The organism is Chloroflexia bacterium SDU3-3, assembly GCA_009268125.1.
Taxonomy (GTDB): domain Bacteria; phylum Chloroflexota; class Chloroflexia; order Chloroflexales; family Roseiflexaceae; genus SDU3-3.
Genome location: WBOU01000019.1, coordinates 53,558 through 66,593, shown reverse-complemented (window position 1 = coordinate 66,593; position 13,036 = coordinate 53,558). Strand labels below are relative to the sequence as shown.

Below are 13,036 nucleotides of genomic sequence, written 5' to 3'. Positions count from 1 at the left end.
ACAAATAGTGGAGAAAGCGATCAGATTCTGGTCGCACCCGCCAAAGCCCGATAGTCAGATTCAGTTCTGGTATAATCGCCACGGAACCAATGCTCAGGACAACACGACATGACACTTTTCAAACGCATGCTCGGCGCTGGGTGTGCGCTGCTGGCGGCGCTGGCGGCCACCGCCGCCCCCAGCCCGCTGCGCGCGCAGGACGCCGGGCACGAGATAACCATCGGCGCATCGGGCGAGGGCCGCCCGATCACCGCCATCCGCTTTGGCGATGGCCCGCGCAAGCTGGTGGTGGTGGGCGATACCCACGGCGGGCCAGAGGCCAACACCCACGTGCTCACCACCATGCTGATCGACTACTTCCGCGCCCACCCCGACGAGATCCCCGCATCGGTGCGGCTCTACCTCATCCCCTCGATCAACCCCGACGGCCTCGCGCTCGGCTCGCGGTTCAACGCCCGCTGGGTGGACCTGAACCGCAACATGAATACGCTCATGAATTCCTGCGCCGAGGACGACTGGAGCACCACTGTCGAGGGGGCCTACGGCGTGGTCTCCGAGACCGGCGGCCCCTACCCCGACTCCGAGGTCGAGAACCGTGTGCTGCGCAGCTTCCTGCTGGACGCCCAGGGCGCGATCTTCATCCACAGCAATGCGGGCCTGGTCTTCCCCTCCACCTGCGAGCACCAGCCATCCATTCTGATGGCCCAGGTGTATGCCAAAGGTGCAGATTATGTCTATAGCCGCTTCTGGGATAAATACCGCATCACCGGCTCGATGAACGACTGGGCGGGCAGCATGGGCATCGCCGCCATCACCCCCGAGCTGGTGACGGGCGAGCTGCCCGAGTTCGACCAGAACCTCGCGGGGCTGAAGGCCGTGCTTGCCCAGGCCGAGGACATCATGCCGCTGTCGCAGGACCGCCGCGAGGCCGGGTTCGCTATGCCCGAGCCGATCTGGCGCTTCTGGCGGGCCTACGGCGGGGCCGAGCGCTTCGGCGAGCCGCTGGGGCCAGCCACGCAGCAGGGCGGGGTGACGCGGCAGACCTTCGCCAACGCCGTGCTGGAGCTACGCCCCGACCAGGCCGACACACCCCAGCTGGTGCAGCCCGCCGCGCTGGGCAGCCAGTACCTGGGGGCCGAGCCAGCCGTGGCCGACGACGGCAGCGGGCGCTACTTCGCGGCGGCAGGCCACAACCTCGCGGGTACGTTCTTGGCGGCGTGGCAGCGCGCCGATGGCGAGCGCGTCTACGGCGCGCCGATCAGCGAGGCCTACACGCTGCCCATGCCCGACGGCCAGCCGCGCCAGGCCCAGCGCTTCGAGCGCGGCATGCTCACCATCGACCCAGGCAGCGGCGCGGTCGAGCCCCAGCCGCTCGGCTGGCTGGCCCAGGCCGCGCCCACGCTGCGCTCGCCCGACCAGCCCTTCCAGATGCGCTAGGGGCGCTGCTGGCGCTCGGCCTTGCAGCTGCATCAATCAGCCATGAAAAAGCCAGCTGCGGTACTATCAAAAGTAGTACTGCAGCTTTTTTTGATCTATTTCCTCGGATGAGCGCTTGGTGAGATCAGCAAACTATGTGCGACAAAGCACATTATTTTGCGTACATGAATATGCGATCTGTTCCAATTCACGAGGAGGACACAATGCAGATCGTTATTCTGTTCCTTGCCAGCCTTGCGATTGCCGCCTACGCGAAGGCGCTGGTGCAGCACAAGGCCCCATCCGCTGTCGATCTCGTCATCGGCACCACTGCTACCGCAATGACTGCCGGGCTAAGCTTCTTCACCAGCGCCGCTGGCGACGAGTGGAGCCTGGGCATTCTGCTCTTCCTGGTCGCAGCGCTCACGCTCGGTCTACACCCGCTGACGCGCCGCTCGCTGTTCGGGAAGTAGCCTATAGACGATGGGAAAGAACGCGACGGCCAGCAGGCCCGCGCCACTATGGTGGCGCGGGCCTGCTGTGTTTCAGGGGAATGGGAAGCGCTACTTGGCCTGGCGGTAGTGCACCTCGGAGAGGGCGCGTAGCCGCTCGGCGGCCTGCTCGGGGGTGATATCGCGCTGCGGCTCGGCCAGCAGCTCGTAGCCCACCATGAACTTGCGCACGGTGGCCGAGCGCAGCAGCGGCGGGTAGAAGTGGGCGTGCAGGTGCAGCCCATCGTAGGCGCCGCCGTCGGTGGGGCGCTGGTGGAAGCCCATGCTGTAGGGGAACGAGGTGCTGAACAGGTTGTCGTAGCGCGCCGTCAGCCGCTTGAAGATATCGGCCAGCCCGCGCCGCTCCTGTGCATCCAGGTCGGGGATCGCGCCCACGTGGCGGCGGCTGATCACCAGCGTCTCAAATGGCCAGACCGCCCAGAACGGCACCAGCGCCACAAAGTGATCGTTCTCGCACACCACGCGCTCGCCCAGCGCCAGCTCCTGGGCCAGGTAGTCGGCCAGCAGCGAGCGACCGTTGGCGGCAAAGTACTCGGCCTGCGACTCGATCTCGCGCTGCACATGCAGCGGCACGTGCTGCTGCGCCCAGATCTGGCCGTGCGGGTGCGGGATGGAGGAGCCCATCATCGCGCCGCGGTTCTCAAAAATCTGCACGTGGCCGATGTCCGGGCGCGCGCCCAGCTCCAGGTACTGCTCGGCCCACACATCCACCACCGCCGACAGCGTGTCTAGATCGATCTCGGCCAGCGTCAGGTCGTGGCGGGGCGAGAAGCAGACCACGCGAGCGGTGCCACGCTCGCTCTCGGCGCGCAGCAGGCCCTGCTCCAGCGTGCCATCGGGCGTGTCGGGCAGCAGCGCGGCAAAATCGTTGGTGAAGACAAAGGTCTTGTCGTAGGCCGGGGTCAGCTCGCCATTCAGGCGCACATTTCCAGGGCAGAGATAGCACTTTGGATCATAGGAGGGGCGGTCCTCCAGCGAAGGAGGCTCCACCTGGCCCTGCCAGGGGCGCTTGGTGCGATGCGGCGATACAAGCACCCACTCGCGGCTGAGCGGGTTGTAGCGTCGGTGCGGGTGATCATCCATGTTGAACTGTGTCATTGCAGGAACCTTTTCTTCGCCGAACAATCATACGGGCATGTGGCAACGATGCCCAAGCCACGCGCAGGCCATCTTCACGACCCAAACACGATGCCCTATCAAAGTATAGCCGCAAAACCCATAGCGATGCGGCGTGTTGCGCTTTTCTGCGTGGAGAATTATCGACGCAGCCGCCGCCAGACGCCCACGGGGTAGCCCGCCATCTTGGCCAGATCGCCCACCACGCGGATGCACGGGATAAGCGCCAGGGCTGCGGCGCGCTGCCCTGGCCCCAGCTCGGGCGCGCGGCGCAGCAGGCGGCGGGCGGGCGCGCGGCAGTAGCCCGCCGCGCCCAGGCCCAGCAGCCCCAGCAGCCAGGGCCGCCGGGGCGCGAGCGCCAGCAGCGCCAGCCCGGCCAGGTACGCGCCATAGCGCAGCACATAGCGGCGCGGCCATAGGTTGGCCAGCCCATCGCCCCGCGCGTAGAGGAAATACTGGCGCGCAAACGCCCGCATCGACTCGCGCGGGCGGAAGTGGACCAGCGCCTGCGGCACGAACGCGAAGCGGAAGCCCTCGCGCTTGAGCGCGAAGTCGAACAGCAGATCCTCGCAGTGGCTGGCCCACTCGGGGTAGCCGCCCACGCGCTCCCAGGCCTGGCGTCGGAACGCCACCGACTGGCCGAAGGGCAGAAAGGTCGCCGCATCGACCTCTTCCGCATCGCGGTAGTTGGTCGCGCCCAGCGCCGTCTCGAACAGCGTGGTGGGCGCGGGCTTGAAGAAGCCGCCCACCACATCGGCCTGATCGGCCAGGATGGGGGCCACGATCTGCTCAAGCCAGTCGCGCTCTAGCGTGAGGCCTGCGTCGGTGCAGGCCACCACCGGGTGGCGGGCGTGGCGGATGGCGTTGTTGCGACCCGAGGGGATGTTGGTGCCGCCGCGCACCAGCCGCACGCGCGGGTGCCGCGCCACATAGCCCTGCACGATCTCAGCGGTGGCGTCGCGGCTGCCGCAGTCGTTCACCACGATCTCATCGGGAAGGCAGCTCTGCGCCAGCATCGAGTCGAGCAGCGCGGCGATATTGTCGGCCTCATCGCGCACGGTGCACACCAGCGAGATGCCTAGCGGTTCGTTCATAGCAGTAGCTCTGTTTCCCATACTTGTGGTCCAATTATAAACCAAGTGGCGGCGGCGGCGCACAAAAAAGCATGCCCAGGGCGAAGCCCTGAGCATGCCAAGGGACGAAAGCCAGCGCTACTTGCGGTCGCTGATCGGCAGATACGGCACGTTCATCGGCCCGATGTACTCCGACTCGGGGCGGATGAGGCGGTTGTCGCTGTACTGCTCGTACACATGGGCGGTCCAGCCCGAGGTGCGGCTGATCGCGAAGATCGGCGTGAACAGGTCGATCGGAATGCCCAGCGTGTAGTAGACCGAGGCCGAGTAGAAGTCGACGTTCACCGGCAGCGGCTTCGAGTCCTGCACGATCGCGCGCACCCGCTCGGAGATCTCGTACCACTTGGTGTTGCCCGAGGACTGCGCCAGCTCCTCTGCGAGGCGCTGCAGCCACATGGCGCGCGGGTCATCGGCCTTGTAGACGCGGTGGCCGAAGCCCATGATCTTCTTCTTGGCGGCCAGCGCGCCCCGCGTCCACTGGTCGGCGCGGTCGACCGAGCCGATCTCCAGCAGCATGCGCATCACCTGCTCGTTCGCGCCGCCGTGCAGCGGCCCCTTGAGCGTGCCGATCGCCGACACGATCGCCGAGTGCAGATCGGAGAGGGTGGATGCCGTAATGCGAGCGGCGAAGGTCGAGGCGTTCAGGCCGTGGTCGGCGTGGAGGATGAGGCAGGTATCGAGCACCTCGGCGGCCTTGGGGTCCGGCTCTTTGCCCGAGAGCATGTACAGGAAGTTGGCGGCGTGGCTCAGCTCGGTGCTGGGCGGCACGGGCCAGAGGCCGTTGCGGATGCGATCCCAGGCCGCCACAATGGTGGGCATGCTGGCGGTGAGGCGGATGGACTTCTGGACATTCGCCTCAAGCGAGTTGTCCTCTTCCAGCGGGTCGTGGGCCGAGAGCGCCGAGACGGCGGTGCGCAGCACCTCCATGGCGCTGGTCTGCTTGGGGAAAGCCATCATCATCGCCAGAACCTCGTTGGGGATCTGGCGGTTTGCCCGGAACTTGCGCTCGAAGCTCTCCAGCTGGCTCTTGGTCGGCAGCTTGCCGTACCAGAGCAGGGCGGTCGTCTCCTCGAATGTGGAGTTCTCAGCAAGCTCGTTGATCTCTAGACCGCGGTAAAACAGGCGACCGTTCTGTCCGTCGATGAAGCTTATCGCCGTCGAAGCTGCGACGACGCCCTCAAGTCCTTTGCTCATTGCAGTCCCTTTCAAGCTCTCAAGCCTCAGCGCTGAGTACTCTCACCATCGTCTATCGTTAGGGCAGCTGATCTTGTACCAAGTTTCACAACATTATAGCACGTATCATTCTCTACGTGCATCAGTGTTTTTTGGGTTCAAGGCCAGATCGTAAATTAGCAGGGGTAGGTCTTTCCCGACCGGTAGAGAAAAAATGCGCGCCGCCACGCTTCTTGCGAACGGGCGGCGCGCATTGGGGAGAGCGAACGATCAGCGCAGCGCGCCACCAAACGCGCCCATGCGCGTGACCCCGGCGCGCAGCCGTGCGCCCAGGATAGGCAGATCGTGGATGACATCGGCGGGGAGCAGCAGATCCACATTTGCGCCAAAGCGCATGGTGGCCAGGCGAGCGCCCGCGCCCAAGCGTGCACCTAGCTCAAGCTGGTGGGCGATCTCGGGGGTCAGCGGCCCGGCCTGCAGCATCAGCAGCAGCGGCCCCCACTCGGCCTCGATCCCCAGCTGCAGCTGCTCGGCCTGGGCAGGCTCGCTGCGCTCCCAGAGCGCGTGCGGCTCGCCGGGGGTGTGCTCCACATAGCGCAGCGTGCCCGCCGCTGGGCTGCGCACCACCGGCACATCCAGCGGCGCGATCCGGATGCGCAGGCGCAGCGCGTCGGTGTGCAGAAAGCGGTGCTCGTACAGCTCGTCGATTGCCACCACCAGGCCATCGGCAGGGGCGAAGAGCGCGGCATCCTCCACCGGGGTGCGGCGCCTCGGGTCGCGAAAGAGGATGGCAGCCAGCGCGGTCAGCGCCAGGGGGTAGGCCGCCAGCTTGGGCCGCAGCCCCAGCGCGATTCCGGTCAGGCCAAGGCCAAGGCCGATCAGCGGGGTGGCTGCTGCGTCGATGCCGGGCAGGCTTGTTTTTGGTGGTGTGACTGCCGTTTCCTCTGCCATGGGTATGCCTTCTTGCGCATCTCCACGCGATAGATCTGGGCGAGGGATGCATGTGGTGCGGATGGAGCAGGGTCATGTCTATCGGTAGTCTGATTGTAGCATGGGCGCTGGGCGCGCGCAACCTATGCAACAAAGCAGGGCCGCGCCCATAGGGCGCGGCCCTGCTTTGTACTGCTAACGCGCTAGTCGCCCAGCAGGCCTGGGATCAGGCGGATGACCATGCGCTTCTGCGCCGGGTCCATCTCCACGATCACCTCGTGGATGATCGGGATCAGCGCCTCGGGCTGCTGCTCGCGCTGCACCACCAGCACATCGTTTGCGCCAGTCTGCAGCACCTCGCGCACGGTGCCCAGCAGCTCGCCGCCCTCCAGCAGCACCTGCATGCCGTAGAGGTCGTGGATGAAGTACTCATCCTTGGCCAGCGGCACCGCCTGCGACTCAAGGATGAACACCTCGCTGCCGCGCAGGCCCTCGGCATCGGTGCGGGTGGCGATGCCCTCGAACGTAAACACCAGCAGGCCCGGCTTGTGCTCAAACACCTCTTTGATCTGGTAGGGCTTGAGCTTCGGGCCGACGTAGACGGTCTTGATCTTGCGGCGCAGATGCGCGACGTTGTCGGTAAGCGAGCGCACTTTCAGCTGCCCGCGGATACCGAACGCCGCGACGATCTCGCCAACGAGGAGAACTTCCTCGGGGGTGGGAATATGCTCTGTCATGACACCAATGGCGATCATCCGATGCCCCGCCCCGTGCCGCCAGAGTGGGCAACGCCGCAGAGCAAGCAATGATCATTCAATATCGACGTGGACGCGCTTGTGCTGGCGGGCCGCCGCGACGCTCATGATGTCGCGGATCGCCTTGGCCACACGGCCGTTGCGCCCAATAATTTTGCCAGTCTCGTCTGGCCCTACCTTCAGCTCGTAGGTGATCGTATAGCGGCCTGCGCGCTCCTTCACCTGGACAAGCTCGGGGGTGTCGACCAGGTTCTGCGCCATATACTCGAGCAGTGCTTTCATCGGCGTATACCTCTGCTATACATCGATCACAAATGCGGCGTCGCTGCCGCGCTCGCCAGATCGAGATGAACGAATAGAGCGGAAATGCTGCGCACACCGAGGTTCGGCGAGGATCAACACTCCGCTCTATCTTTTTCTCTCGGCGCTTCGGCGAGGGCTAGGCCTCGGCGGGAGCGGGCACCACGGTGCCAGCCTCGTCCAGCACGTTCACCTTCTTCAGCAGATAGGTGACGGTGTCCGAGGGCTGCGCGCCGACGCTCAGCCAGTAGCGAGCGCGGTCGTCCTTGATCACCAGCTCTTTGGGCTGGCGGACCGGGTTGTAGTGGCCGATCACCTCGATGAACTTGCCATCGCGAGGCGAGCGCGAATCGGCTACCACCACACGGTAGCTCGGCTGTTTGGTCTTGCCCTGGCGGCGTAGACGAATGCGAACCATGCTTTTTGTTTCCTCCGCAATACGCGTTGTGAAAAGGATAAATCTATAACCTAGAAGCGACAGCGCTGCCCCATAACGCCGGACAGTACGCGTGGAGCTTGCCTCGCGCCCCTGCGTGCTAGCGAAGCCGCCGCATCAGATCGCGCGGATCGATGCCGCCACCCCGGCCACCTCGGCCGCCTTTGCCGCCCTGCCCCATCTGCTTCATCATGCGCTGCATCTCTTTGAACTGCTTGACCAGCGCGATGACATCCTGCACCTGGGTGCCGCTGCCCTTGGCGATCCGCTCTCGCCGCCGCCCCTTGATGATGTCGGGGTTGCGGCGCTCCTCCATGGTCATCGAGAAGATCATCGCTTCGAGCCGCTTCATCTCGCGCTCGCTGATCATCTCGTCGATGTTGCCAAGCTTCCCCATGCCCGGGATCATCTTCAGGATGTCCTGAAGCGGCCCGAGCTTGCGCATCTGCTGCATTGAATTGAGGAAATCCTCAAAGTCGAAGGAGCCTTTGACCAGCTTCTTCTGCATCTTGCGCGCCTGGTCTTCGTCGTACACCTGCTCGGCGCGCTCGATAAGCGAGAGCACATCGCCCATGCCGAGGATGCGGGAAGCCAGACGGTCGGGGTGGAACGGCTCCAGCGTGTTGGTGTCGACCTTCTCGCCGGTGCTGAGGAACTTGATCGGCACGCCGGTGACGGATCGGACCGAGAGCGCCGCGCCACCGCGGGCATCGCCGTCGATCTTGGTCATCACCACGCCCGAGAGCGCTACGCGGCGGTTGAACTCATCGGCCACGCGCACGGCCTCCTGGCCGATCATGGCGTCGACCACGAGCAGGCGCTCCGCCGGTTGGACGGTATCCACGATCTCCTGAAGCTCCACCATCAGCGGCTCGTCGATCTGAAGGCGACCGGCGGTGTCGATGATCACGTGGTTGTAGCCCTCGGCCTTGGCTTTCTCAAGCGCGTGCGCGGCGATCTCCGCCGGGCGGGCCTGGGTTCCCTCCGAGTAGACCGGGATGTTGAGCTGCTTGCCCAGCGACTCCAGCTGCGTGATCGCGGCTGGGCGGTAGATGTCGGCGGCAACCAGCAGCGGGCGCTTGTTCTTCTTGCGGAGAAACAGCGCCAGCTTGGCGGCAAGTGTGGTCTTTCCAGCGCCCTGAAGGCCAACCAGCATCAGCACGGTGGGGCCGGGCTTGCTCTCCGTCAGGGGAACGTGCTCGGTGCCCAGCAGCGTGACCAGCTCCTGGTTGACGATCTTGATGACCTGCTGATCGGGGGTGAGGCTTTTGGTGACCTCCTCGCCGATCGCCTTCTCGGTCACCGCGCTGACAAATTCCTTGACCGTCTTGAGGTTCACGTCGGCCTCAAGCAGGGCGATGCGCACCTGCTTCATGGCCTCGCGGACATCGTCCTCGGTCAGCTTGCCTTTGCCGCCTAGTTTTTGGAAGACCGTCTGGAGACGGTCGGAAAGGCTTTCAAACATTCGTGTTCTCACAAACACAAAAAAGCGCCAGCGCGCTGGCTTCGGTTGGTGTATTGTACCAAGCTCTTGGGCAAGCGTCAAATAAGATGGTGCGCGGTATAATGCCCGTGCAAGGAGGTTTCTATGCTGCGTGTGCTGCTGGTGCAGCTTCCCGTGCCGAATAATGCCGTCACCAACGTGCCGCTGGCGGCGGGCTACCTGAAGGCCTACGCCCACGCCATGGGCCTGCTGGATCGCGCCCAGATCGACATCCTGCCCCGCGCCCTGGCCGACGAGGCCGGCGACGCGCTGCTGGTGGATGCGATCGTGGAGCGCGCGCCGGATGTGCTGGGCCTGTCGCTCTACACCTGGAACAGCGAGCGCAGCCTGGATGTGGCCCGCCGCGCCAAGCAGCGCCTGCCCGGCCTGGTGGTGGTGGTGGGCGGGCCAGAGGTACAGCGCGAGAACGAATGGGTGCTGGGCCACCCCGGCGCGGATGTGTGGGTGTTTGGCGAGGGCGAGGCCAGCTTCGCCGCGCTGGTCGAGCGCTTCGCCGCCCGCCTGGCCGGGCTGCCCGCCCTGTCGCTCGACCACGTGGCCGGGGTGGCGTTCCGCGGCGCGGGCGGCCAGCTGGTGCACACGCCCGAGCGCCCCGCGCTCGATGACCTGTCGGTGGTGCCCTCGCCCTACCTGCTGGGCTACCTGCCGCTGGAGCCGGGCGGCATGCAGATGGTCGAGATCTCGCGCTGGTGCCCCTACGCCTGCTCGTTCTGCCTGTATGGCCGCAACATGGGCGCGAAGCTGGGCAGCCGCTACTTCCCGCTGGAGCGCGTGCTGGCCGAGATCCGCTGGGGCAAGGAGCGCGGCGCGGCCCAGGTGCACTTCATCGAGGCCAACCTGAACCTGGTGCCGCTGTTCCAGCCGCTGATGGCCGCGCTGGCCGACCTGAACGCCGACGGCCAGCTGGCGCTCTACGCCGAGCTGCGCGGCGAGCACCTGCGCGAGGACGCCGTGGCGGCGCTGGCCCAGGCCGGGCTGCGCGTGGCCGAGGTGGGCCTGCAGACGGCCAACCTGGATGCCCTGCGCGCCGCCCACCGCCGCACCGATCTGGCCAAGTGGGCCGCAGGCACCCGCCGCCTCTACGATCACGGCATCGAGGTGCTGCTGGATGTGATCGTCGGCCTGCCCGAGGATGACGCCCAGGGCATCCGCCAGACCCTCGACTTTATCGCCGCCGAGCGGCTGGGCGAGTACGATGCCTTCACACTGCAGGTGCTGCCGGGCACCGCCGTGCGCCGCGACGCCCAGCGCTACCAGATCGCCCACCAGCCGCTGCCGCCCTACTACGTGCTGGCCACCGACCGCATGGACTACGCCACCATGCGCCAGCTGCGCCGCGAGGTAAAGCTGGGCGCGGGGGTCGACCCCGATGCGGTGGAGGGCTGCCCCGAGCCGCGCCGCACGCTGGCGGGCCGCGAGGGCGCGCTACCGGCCACCCTAGCGCTGCCCCACCGCAGCCCGCCCGCCGCCGAGCAGCTGGCCTACCACGTGGATGTGGCGCTGCGCTGGGAGGATCGCGCCGAGCACCGCGCCCTGCTGGAGGCCTACCTGCGCGCCAACCCCAGCGGCCTGCTCGACCTCTACATCCACGCCGACACCACACCATCCCCCGCCGCGCTGCGGGCCTGGCGCGACGCGCTGCCCTTCGCGCCGGGCTACCTCGACCGCGTGGCCGTGTACCTGCGCGAGCAGCCAGGCCCCGGCTACGAGCGCATCCGCCCGCGCCTGTGGCTGGTGGTGCCCTGGACCGAGCAGATCGAGCCGGACGACTACGCGGGGGCCGCACAGGTGATCTGGCGTGCGGAGGCCGAGGGCGGCGAGGCCCCGCTGGGCGCGTGGCGGGCGGCGGGCGGCGCGGGCGTGTGGGTCGAGCAGGCCACGCCCGAGCAGGCCGCCCGCTGGGAGCGCGCGGGCGAGCTGCGCGTCTGGCACGGCCCGCTCCCGCGCTGATCATCCGCATGGCCGATGCGCAGGCAGCCTTTTCGCCCTCGCCGCATGGCCATTTTGCGCCTATCATAGCCGCAACGCAGCACTGCGCTCTTGGAAAGATACGAGGACACTATGTCAACATTTACAGCGTTGTTGGTTGGCGCGGGCGGCATGGGCCAGGCCTGGGCGAAGAACCTGCACGCCCACCCCGACGTGCGCATCGGCGGCTGGGTCGACATCCAGCCGGGGGCCGCCGCCAAGGCCGCCCAGAAGCTAGAGCTGCCGCCGCTGCACGCCGACACCGATCTGGCCAGCGCCATCGCGGCGGTGCGCCCCGACTTTGTGGTGGATGTGACCATCCCCGAGGCCCACCACGACGTGACCCTGGCCGCTCTGGCCGCCGGGCTGCCGGTGCTGGGCGAGAAGCCCATGGCCACATCCATGGAGCAGGCCCGCGCCATGGTGGCCGCCGCCGAGCGCGCTGGCAAGCTCTACATGGTCAGCCAGAGCCGCCGCTACGATGGCCGCCTGCACGCCTTCCGCCAGCTGATCGACCAGCACACCGGCCCGCTGGGCATCCTCAACTCCGACTTCTACATCGGCGCGCACTTCGGCGGCTTCCGCGACGCCATGCCCAGCCCGCTCATCCTCGACATGGCCATCCACACCTTCGACGCCGCCCGCTACCTGTGCGACGCCGACCCGGTGGCGGTCTACTGCGAGGAGTTCAACCCGCCATGGAGCTGGTACAGCGGCGACGCCAGCGCCACCGCGATCTTCGAGATGAGCGGCGGGCTGCGCTACACCTACCGCGGCAGCTGGTGTGCCGAGGGTCGCCCCACATCCTGGGAGGCCGAGTGGCGCGCGGTGGGGCCGAAGGGCACCGCCACCTGGGATGGCACAGGCGCGCCCAGCGCCGACGTGGTCGAGCAGCCCGGCGGCTTCGTGGCCCAGACCGGGCCGCGCAGCCTGGCCGTGCCCGAGGTGGCGGGCGGCATCGCGGGGTCGCTGGCCGATTTCCTGCGCGCACTCGATACCGGCGCGACGCCCATGGGCGAGTGCCACGACAACATCAAGTCGCTGGCCATGGTCTTCGCGGCCATGGAGTCGGCCCGCAGCGGGCAGCGCGTCTCGATCAGTATCTAGCGCGGCAGCTCCCCTGGCGCGCAGAACGTGGCATAGTCGTGCTATGGCATGGGCGTGGGGCACCAAAACGAAAGGGGGAGCTGATGACAACACGGATCGTGGGCGTATTCGCGCGGCGCGAGCAGGCCGAACAGGGGATCGAGCGCCTGATCGGCCAAGGCATCCCCGAGCGCGAGATCAACGTGATCATGCCTGCGGCAAAGGAGGGGCAGCAGCTGAGCGCCGCCGAGGCCGGGGGCACAGCGGTGGGGGCCGGGGCGCTGGCCGCGCTGGGCTTCGCCAGCCTGGCGATCATCGGCATCGGCCCGCTGATCGCGGCTGGCCCCTTCGCCGCCGCCCTGGTGACGGCGGCCAACGCCAACCGCAGGCACGCCGAGGCCCTGGCCCAGCTGGAGGAGGTGCTGGCCCACAGCGGCCTGAGCGAGGCCCAGGCCCGCGCCTACGCCCAGCGTCTCGGCGAGGGCAACAGCATCGTGGCGGTGGATGTGGCCGATGATCAGGTCGATGCCATCGCCGAGATCTTCCACCAGAGCGGCGGCGCGGGGCTGGACTACCGCCCGACCGACCAGCTCTAGCCCAGCGAACGGCCAGCGGCATGTGTGTGCCGCTGGCCGTTATGTATCGCGTTTCCACAATAATCATATGGTTCCACGGTAGACGACTGCGTCTCCACGATAGAAGACCGC

Annotated in this window: 13 protein-coding genes; 5 read left to right on the top strand and 8 right to left on the bottom strand. The window is 66.9% G+C overall.

Translation table 11 applies throughout. The annotated features are described in order from the left end of the window. Positions 1-108: 108 nt before the first annotated feature. Positions 109-1,437 (top strand): DUF2817 domain-containing protein, encoded by a 1,329-nt coding sequence (locus F8S13_23645; GenBank protein KAB8140472.1) that lies wholly within the window; start codon positions 109-111, stop codon positions 1,435-1,437. Between the two features lie 203 nt (positions 1,438-1,640). Further along, on the top strand, positions 1,641-1,889 hold the full coding sequence (locus F8S13_23640) for a hypothetical protein (protein ID KAB8140471.1): 249 nt from the start codon (positions 1,641-1,643) through the stop codon (positions 1,887-1,889). 90 nt (positions 1,890-1,979) lie between these two features. On the opposite strand, the gene F8S13_23635 is transcribed toward F8S13_23640, so the two are convergent. The 8 genes from F8S13_23635 to F8S13_23600 all read right to left on the bottom strand — a co-directional run bounded on the left by F8S13_23635 (position 1,980) and on the right by F8S13_23600 (position 9,236). After that, the gene (locus tag F8S13_23635) at positions 1,980-3,026 is read right to left on the bottom strand and encodes a UDP-glucose--hexose-1-phosphate uridylyltransferase (protein ID KAB8140470.1); all 1,047 of its coding nucleotides are present in this window, start codon (positions 3,024-3,026) and stop codon (positions 1,980-1,982) included. Positions 3,027-3,184: 158 nt separating this feature from the next. Then, positions 3,185-4,138, bottom strand: a complete 954-nt coding sequence (locus tag F8S13_23630; GenBank protein ID KAB8140469.1) for a glycosyltransferase — start codon at positions 4,136-4,138, stop codon at positions 3,185-3,187. Between the two features lie 117 nt (positions 4,139-4,255). Next, a complete protein-coding gene (locus tag F8S13_23625) occupies positions 4,256-5,371 on the bottom strand; it encodes a citrate synthase (GenBank protein KAB8140468.1) in 1,116 nt (371 codons plus the stop codon). A gap of 249 nt (positions 5,372-5,620) precedes the next feature. Further along, positions 5,621-6,301, bottom strand: a complete 681-nt coding sequence (locus F8S13_23620) for a phosphatidylserine decarboxylase (GenBank protein ID KAB8140467.1) — start codon at positions 6,299-6,301, stop codon at positions 5,621-5,623. A gap of 182 nt (positions 6,302-6,483) precedes the next feature. Next, a complete protein-coding gene (gene rimM / locus F8S13_23615; GenBank protein ID KAB8140466.1) occupies positions 6,484-7,017 on the bottom strand; it encodes a 16S rRNA processing protein RimM in 534 nt (177 codons plus the stop codon). A 72-nt stretch (positions 7,018-7,089) separates the two neighbouring features. Then, the gene (locus tag F8S13_23610) at positions 7,090-7,317 is read right to left on the bottom strand and encodes a KH domain-containing protein (protein KAB8140465.1); all 228 of its coding nucleotides are present in this window, start codon (positions 7,315-7,317) and stop codon (positions 7,090-7,092) included. Positions 7,318-7,474: 157 nt separating this feature from the next. Then, complete coding sequence (gene rpsP, locus F8S13_23605; protein KAB8140464.1) at positions 7,475-7,753, bottom strand: 30S ribosomal protein S16; 279 nt, start codon at positions 7,751-7,753, stop codon at positions 7,475-7,477. 118 nt (positions 7,754-7,871) lie between these two features. Then, entirely contained in the window at positions 7,872-9,236 is a 1,365-nt protein-coding gene (locus F8S13_23600; protein KAB8140463.1) for a signal recognition particle protein, read from the bottom strand. Between the two features lie 123 nt (positions 9,237-9,359). On the opposite strand from F8S13_23600, the gene F8S13_23595 reads away from it, so the two are divergent. The 3 genes from F8S13_23595 to F8S13_23585 all read left to right on the top strand — a co-directional run bounded on the left by F8S13_23595 (position 9,360) and on the right by F8S13_23585 (position 12,925). Continuing rightward, positions 9,360-11,225 carry a B12-binding domain-containing radical SAM protein gene (locus F8S13_23595; protein KAB8140462.1) on the top strand — a complete coding sequence of 622 codons (1,866 nt, stop codon included), beginning with the start codon at positions 9,360-9,362 and terminating at the stop codon, positions 11,223-11,225. Between the two features lie 111 nt (positions 11,226-11,336). Further along, the gene (locus tag F8S13_23590; protein ID KAB8140461.1) at positions 11,337-12,350 is read left to right on the top strand and encodes a Gfo/Idh/MocA family oxidoreductase; all 1,014 of its coding nucleotides are present in this window, start codon (positions 11,337-11,339) and stop codon (positions 12,348-12,350) included. 83 nt (positions 12,351-12,433) lie between these two features. Then, complete coding sequence (locus tag F8S13_23585) at positions 12,434-12,925, top strand: hypothetical protein (GenBank protein ID KAB8140460.1); 492 nt, start codon at positions 12,434-12,436, stop codon at positions 12,923-12,925. The last annotated feature ends 111 nt before the right edge of the window (positions 12,926-13,036 follow it).